The organism is Microbacterium sp. NPDC059771 (assembly GCF_042732495.1).
Taxonomy (GTDB): domain Bacteria; phylum Actinomycetota; class Actinomycetes; order Actinomycetales; family Microbacteriaceae; genus Microbacterium; species Microbacterium sufflavum.
Genome location: NZ_JBHWHK010000025.1, coordinates 439 through 1,004 on the forward strand (window position 1 = coordinate 439; position 566 = coordinate 1,004).

Here is a 566-nt window from a genome sequence, read left to right on the forward strand (position 1 = left end):
AAAGGGCGCCGGTCCGCCGAGCCTCACCGCGGTGGCAGGACGCCGGTGCGGGCCACGTCCGCGTACCAGCGGGCGCTGGACTTGAGGACGCGGTCCTGGGTCGGGTAGTCCACGTAGACCGCACCGAAGCGGCGGCTGTAGCCGTAGCCCCACTCGAAGTTGTCCAGCAGCGACCACAGGAAGTAGCCGCGGACGTCCACGCCCGCCGCGACGGCGCGGTGCACGGCGGCGAGGTGGTCCCGGAGGTAGGCGATCCGCCGCGGGTCGTGGACCTCGCCCTCGGAGTTCACCGTGTCGTCGAAGGCCGCGCCGTTCTCGGTGATCACCAAGGGCAGGTCGGGGTGGTCGTCCCGGACCCGCGTCAGCAGTTCGTACAGTCCGTCGGCGTCGATGCTCCAGCCCATCGCGGTGCGTTCGCCGGGCGTCTGGTGGAAGGCGACGTGGTCCGCCCCGGGCCAGGGGCTGTGGTCGCTGGCGCCGTGGCCGTCGGAGCCGTGCTGCGCCGGGCCGTCATGGTGGGCGACCAGCGTGGGCGAGTAGTAGTTGATGCCGAGGAAGTCCAGCGG

General features: G+C 72.1%; 1 protein-coding gene. It reads right to left on the bottom strand.

All coding sequences use genetic code 11. From position 1 onward, the window contains the following. Positions 1–23 precede the first annotated feature (23 nt). Positions 24–566: glycoside hydrolase family 1 protein (locus ACFV3I_RS18810; protein ID WP_378823971.1), on the bottom strand; the 543-nt coding region annotated here is incomplete at its 5' end.